At 42.8% G+C, this 6,457-nt stretch carries 4 protein-coding genes; 3 read left to right on the top strand and 1 reads right to left on the bottom strand.

The window, feature by feature from the left end; all coding sequences use genetic code 11:
- Positions 1-200: hypothetical protein (locus FTT88_RS17130; RefSeq protein WP_218955738.1), on the top strand; the 200-nt coding region annotated here is incomplete at its 5' end.
- Between the two features lie 56 nt (positions 201-256).
- Here FTT88_RS17130 and FTT88_RS12445 read toward each other — a convergent pair.
- Complete coding sequence (locus FTT88_RS12445) at positions 257-1,444, bottom strand: glycerophosphodiester phosphodiesterase family protein (protein WP_180173980.1); 1,188 nt, start codon at positions 1,442-1,444, stop codon at positions 257-259.
- A 276-nt stretch (positions 1,445-1,720) separates the two neighbouring features.
- Here FTT88_RS12445 and FTT88_RS12440 point away from each other — a divergent pair, with 276 nt between their 5' ends.
- Complete coding sequence (locus tag FTT88_RS12440) at positions 1,721-4,822, top strand: multidrug efflux RND transporter permease subunit (RefSeq protein WP_180173979.1); 3,102 nt, start codon at positions 1,721-1,723, stop codon at positions 4,820-4,822.
- Positions 4,823-5,054: 232 nt separating this feature from the next.
- Positions 5,055-6,398 carry a magnesium transporter gene (gene mgtE / locus FTT88_RS12435; protein WP_180007504.1) on the top strand — a complete coding sequence of 448 codons (1,344 nt, stop codon included), beginning with the start codon at positions 5,055-5,057 and terminating at the stop codon, positions 6,396-6,398.
- Positions 6,399-6,457: the final 59 nt, after the last annotated feature.

The following is a 6,457-nucleotide window of genomic DNA, read 5'->3' as shown; positions in this document are numbered from 1 at the left end:
AACCTCCGACAGCTCCGACAGCTCCGACAGCTCCGACAGCTCCGACAGCTCCGACAGCTCCGACAGCTCCGACAGCTCCGACAGCTCCGACAGCTCCGACAGCTCCGACAGCTCCGACAGCTCCGACAGCTCCGACAGCTCCAGCACCTCAGCCAGTGGCAACGCAGTCAGCCGCAGAATATTTGGCAAACCCGCTTTAAGATTTCCGTTGAACAATAAAAAAGACGCCTCGGCGTCTTTTTTCATTTTAGGAAAATTAGGGCTTTTGCAGTTGTGTTAAGGTTTTACGCGCCAGTCCCGGATCATCTGCAAATACACCATCTACACCAGCTTTATAGAAATTTTCAAATTCTTTGGCCGCCCCCGTATCACAGCGTTCTGTCGCCACAGAGCTACATTTTAAATAGTCAGGTAAAAAACCATTTTCAGGTCTGAGCGTATAAGGATGGACTTTCAAACCAACAGCATGGGCATCTTTGACAAAAGTGGTTTGTTTAAATTCAGTGTTTGAAAAAATATAGGTTTTACTTGGACCTACACCATCTGCATATTTTGCCACTGATTTTAGGCCATCTGCAGTGGCTAAACTTGCATAATTTTGAGGTGAGTTTTGTTGCTGTAAGTCACCCGGTATGGCAGTTGGGCTATCTAATAATTGAATAATTTTGCCATGTTTGAGGGTTTTCTTTTGCGTGAGTTGATCACGTAAGTATTTAAGATTGGTGGTTTCAAAGGACTGTAAATATACAGGCGCGATATCACGTGTATAACTGTATTTGGCAAGCGTTGTGAGTAAACGATCTTCCATGGCTAGATTTTGCTGTTGGAAAAATGTGGGATGCTTGGTTTCAATATATAAACCAACAATTTTTCCAGTTTTTTTATAATGAGCTTCGGCAAGTTCAATGATTTGTTCGAGCGTTGGGATGCTGTATTGATCATTATATTGAGTGTTATTAGGGCGATATTGAGCAATACGCTCACGTGCTTTTACATTTTGAGTCAGTTCATTCAAATTAAAGTCTTCCGTAAACCATCCTGTATAGTCGATACCATCGATTTTTTTGGTGGTTTTTCGATCCGCAAATTGTGACAGCGTACTAATATTGGTTGTCCCTGAAATTTCACTTTCATGGCGCGCAACCAGATAGCCATCCTTGGTTGGCACTAAATCGGGTTCGATAAAATCCGCACCATCATCAATCGCTTTTTGATATGCGGCAAGGGTATGCTCGGGTCGCAAAGCACTGGCACCACGATGCCCAACAATGACAAAACCTGTATCAGGCAAAATAGGGGGCTTGGTGACATGGGTTTTATCGTCATCCGAATTACATGCAGATAAACCAAAAACGCTAAAAAGGAGCAGTGAAGACACGCCCCATGAGGATTTCACTTTGCTTGTTATGGCTAGATTTAACTGTTTTGTTAATTGTTTTTGCATGGCTGCCTCGGCATCTTTTTATTTAAATGAATGAAGTTGCAGGCATACATTGCAGGGCAGTGGCTAAGACTTCATGACAGAGGCGGTTTTGTCACATAAATTTACTAAAATAGCTGAAGTGGAGGCTCTCCATATTTTCTACATATTTCGCTTCAAGCAAGGTTTTTATGTAGTCTAGGCTTGTAATCAAGCACATTGTGATTGATTATCAATAAGATTTTTTGAAAAAATCAATCAACATATTTTATTTCATTAATTGAAAAGTGACATGGACTGATGCTGTCTAAGTTTTTTATTTATCGACCGATTTTTGCAGGTGTCTTGGCGATCATCGTCATGGCGCTCGGGCTATTTGCTGTGCTCAATTTACCGGTAGAGCGCTATCCAGATATTGCGCCACCACGAATTACGGTCAGCGCAAGTTATAGTGGTGCGTCAGCAGAAACAGTCGAGGAAAGTGTCACACAAGTTCTTGAGCAACAAATTAAAGGAATTGATCATCTTTTATATTTTAGTTCAAGCAGCGACTCTTCAGGTCGAAGCCGGATCAGCATCAGTTTTGAAAATGGTACTGACCCAGATACCGCTCAAGTACAAGTACAAAATGCCATAAATGGGGTAATCAATCGGCTGCCCGAAGATGTGCAGCGCCAAGGGGTAAATGTCTATAAATCTTTGGGTGATACCCATATGGTTATCGGCCTCTATGATGAGACCGGCAAGAGTTCGAATATCGAACTTGGTGACTATATGATGACGCATCTAGAACAGGACATTGCTCGAATTGAGGGCATCGGTGAAGTCGATGTTTTTGGTTCGCAATTTGCCATGCGCATTTGGCTCAACCCACTGAAGCTAAAGCAATATAGCCTTATGCCCAGTGATATCCGTGCGGCTGTTGAATCACAAAATACGCAGGTGGCCGCCGGCGCCGTAGGTGAATTGCCGAGTTTATCGGATCAATATCTCAATGCAAAAGTCACTTCAGGTTCACGTTTAAAGTCAGTTGAAGAATTTGAAAATATTATTGTCAAATCTGCACGAGACGGCAGTTTTGTCTATTTAAAAGACGTTGCACGTGTTGAATTGGGTGCGGAAAATTATTCAGGGGTGAATACCATTAATGGTTATCCATCTTCAGGGATGGGGATCTCATTGGCATCTGGGGCAAATGCACTTGAAACCTCTGCCTTAATTAAGCAAGAAATTGAACAGTTAGCGAAGCAATTACCTAGCGGTTATAAAATTGTTTATCCTCGGGATAACACGCCATTTGTACAGGAATCCATTAAAGAAGTGGTGAAAACGTTATTCGAAGCCGTTTTACTGGTGGTTTTGGTGATGTTTATCTTCTTACAAAATTGGCGAGCAACGCTGATACCTGCGATTACGGTGCCTGTGGTGATTCTTGGGACTTTAGCGATTTTATATGCTTTGGGCATGACCATTAATACGCTCACATTGTTTGCATTGGTACTGGCCATCGGTCTGTTGGTCGATGATGCGATTGTTGTGGTGGAAAACGTCGAACGTTTAATGCATGAACAACAGTTAACAGCAAAACAAGCGGCCATCGAGTCGATGCATGAAATTAGCGGGGCATTAATCGGGATTACTTTGGTATTGACCGCTGTATTTATTCCCATGGCGTTCTTTGGTGGCTCAACGGGCGTGATCTATAGACAATTTTCCATCACACTCGTGGCTGCAATGGGCTTGTCACTGATGGTTGCGCTGATTTTAACCCCTGCCTTATGTGCCTTAATTTTAAAACCCAATCCGAAACCACAGCGCTGGGCGATTTGGTTTAACACCAAATTAGAGACTTTAAAAACCAAATATCTAGCACTTGCACAAGCCACGGTTCGTTATCGCTTATGGACGGTGGTTTTGTTTGCGGGGCTCATTACGGTATTTGCTTTGTTTTATCGTGCTTTGCCGACCAGTTTTATTCCTAGTGAAGACCAAGGCATTTTGAGTGTGCAACTCAAACTACAAGAAGGTGCACCGATGTCTAAAAGTCGTGAGATCGGTGAACAAATTCGGCAGTACTTTTTGACTGAAGAAAAGCAAAATGTTGATTTGGTAATGATTCGTTACGGACGAAATTTTTCAGGTACGGGTCAAAACTTAGGGCAAGGCTTTATTGCACTGAAGCATTGGGATGAACGTTCAGGACAACACAATTCAGCGCAAGCGATACGTGAACGTGCGATGAAACATTTTAAAAAGTTCAACAATGCACAAATCAATGTCAGCATGCCGTCTTCAGTCAGTGGTCTTGGTCAAACCGATGGTCTGGAGTTTTGGCTGCGAGATATGAATGGTGAAGGTCGAGCTTATCTCGATGCGCAATTTAAAAGCTTGCAACAGAAATCCGCACAATACAGTAGTTTCGAAAATTTAGACAAACGCTCTAACCCAGACAAAGCTGAACTGAAAGTTGATATTGATCAAAAACAAGCGATGGCCATGGGTTTAACGCAAAATGCGATTAATAGCACCATGAGTAGTGCATGGGGCGGCAGTTATATCAATGATTTCATTGACCGTGGACGTATTAAACGCGTCATGATGCAGGCAGATGCCGAATTCCGTTCTAAACCAGAAGATTTGGCTTATTGGCATGTACGTAATGACCAAAATGAAATGATTCCATTTAGTAATTTTTCAACCATTGGCTGGAGTGGCGGCCCTGAAGTCGTCAATCGCTTTATGGGATACACCGCATTACAAATGGAAGCGGATACAGCCAAAAATGTCTCAAGTGGCCAAGCCATGCAGGATGTTAAAGCTTTAGTCGATCAGGTGCCTGGCGTGGATGTGGCATGGAGTGGTTTATCTTTTGAAGAGCAAAAATCAAGTCATCAAGCGATTTGGCTATATTTGGTCTCGATTGGATTTATTTTCCTCTGTCTTGCCGCCCTATATGAAAGTTGGAGCATTCCGACCGCAGTCATGAGTGCGATTCCACTCGGGATAGGCGGTAATATTTTGTTTAGCTACATGACCGGTTTTCCAAATGACATCTATTTCCAAATTGCCTTGCTGACGACCATCGGTCTGTCCTGTAAAAATGCGATCTTGCTTGTAGAGTTTGCAGCGATGGCACAAGAAAAAGGCAAACATGTAATCGAGGCTGCAATGGAAGGCGCAGCACTACGTTTACGTCCTATTTTGATGACCTCTTTGGCTTTTGGTGCAGGGGTGGTTCCTTTAGTTCTTGCTTTTGGCGCAGGTGCAGCCAGTCGTCAAGAGATTGGGGTAAGCGTACTCGGTGGGGTAATATTCGGTACGGTCTTGGTGCTGATTTTTATTCCGTTTATGTATGTGATGGTCCGCTCTATTTTTAAAATCAAACCGGTGTCTGAAACTTAGAAATAATTCACGCACAGTGTATAGCTCTAGTAAAAGCCACCGTGAAAGCTTGAGTACATCGCGGTGGCTTTTTATGTCGCCAAATTTATGTCACCAAACTTTCGACAGGGAATGTTCACAGAGAATTTTCGCAAAGAACGTTCACCGAGAACATATTGAAGAGATTTGAAACTCTTTAGTTTATCCTTCAAAATGTGCTCTACATAGAAAGATTAAAATAAGAGTGAGTTGAATGGCGGATTTAATACAAAGACAGCGTGAAATTTCCGCTTTGCTGCAACAACAAAATTATGCAGCAGCAGTTTTCGCTTTACAGCCTCTGAACTACGCTGATCAGGCTCGTTTAATTCAGCAATTTCCAATCGAAGATCAAATCGAGTTACTTTCAGGTTTAGACCATCAAGGCTTGGTATTTGAGTTTTTCCCTTTTGAGTCACAGCGACAGCTGATTTCACGTTATCCACTGCGTCTACAAATTGAACTATTTGATGATATGCATTCTGATGATGCAACGGACTTATATAAAAGTTTAACTGATGCAGAACAAGATCGGATTTATCAACAACTTGATCAAGATACCCAAGAGCATCTAAAGGCGTTATCTGCATATGCAGAAGAGTCTGCAGGTGCAATCATGAGTTCAGACTATGTCAGTATGCCTGCTGACTTTACCATGCAACAAGCTATAGAGGCCTTACGCCATGAACCGCATGACCGTGAAACCCTGTATTTAATTTATGTCACCAATGATCAGTCTCAATTAGAAGGGGTGATTTCACTGCGGCAAATTTTGCAGGCCGATCGTGATGCACGGATTCAACAGGTGATGACCAAAGATGTGGTGACCGGCTGGATAGATGAAGACCAAGAAAGTATTGCTCGAAAATTGGCAGAATATGATTTTATGGCCTTGCCGATTGTGGATCATGCCCAGCGTTTGATGGGGATTGTCACCTATGATGATGCGATGGATGTGGTACAGGCTGAAACCACTGAAGACTTTTTAAAAGCCAGTGCGGTGAGTACCGAACCAGGTATGAGCATTAATAAAGCACCGATTTTAAAGTTGTATCAAAAGCGGGTGTTCTGGTTGGTGATATTGGTCTTTGGCAGCTTATTGTCCGGATTAGGCATTTCATATTATGAAGACATCATTGCCGCACATATCGTCTTGGTTTTTTTCTTACCCTTATTGGTCGGAAGTGGAGGCAATGCGGGTTCTCAGTCTGCAACCTTAATGGTGCGAGCGCTTGCCACTGGGGATGTAAAAATTCGTGATTGGTTTTATTTATTGGGTCGGGAGACGCTCGTCGCGCTTTGCCTCGGTGGAACCATGGCCATTGCTGTATCGATTTTAGGCTACTACCGTGGTGATGCAACCGTCGCTTTGGTCTTGGCTTTAAGTATGATGGGTATCGTATTGCTCGGTTGTTTAATTGGCATGAGTTTGCCCTTTGTACTCAATAAGTTGAAGCTCGATCCTGCAAGTGCATCTGCACCCTTGGTGACCTCGATTTGTGATGCGACAGGCGTGGTGGTGTATTTGATGATTGCTTCACAATTGCTCAATTTATAGAGATTAGCATTTTGCTACAGATTGAAGACTTCTAATATGTTTTAATCTCAGTGATTTAC

The sequence above is a fragment of the Acinetobacter sp. YH01024 genome (genome assembly GCF_013420195.1).
Classification (GTDB): Bacteria; Pseudomonadota; Gammaproteobacteria; order Pseudomonadales; family Moraxellaceae; genus Acinetobacter; species Acinetobacter amyesii.
This window is presented reverse-complemented; position numbering and strand designations above follow the sequence as displayed.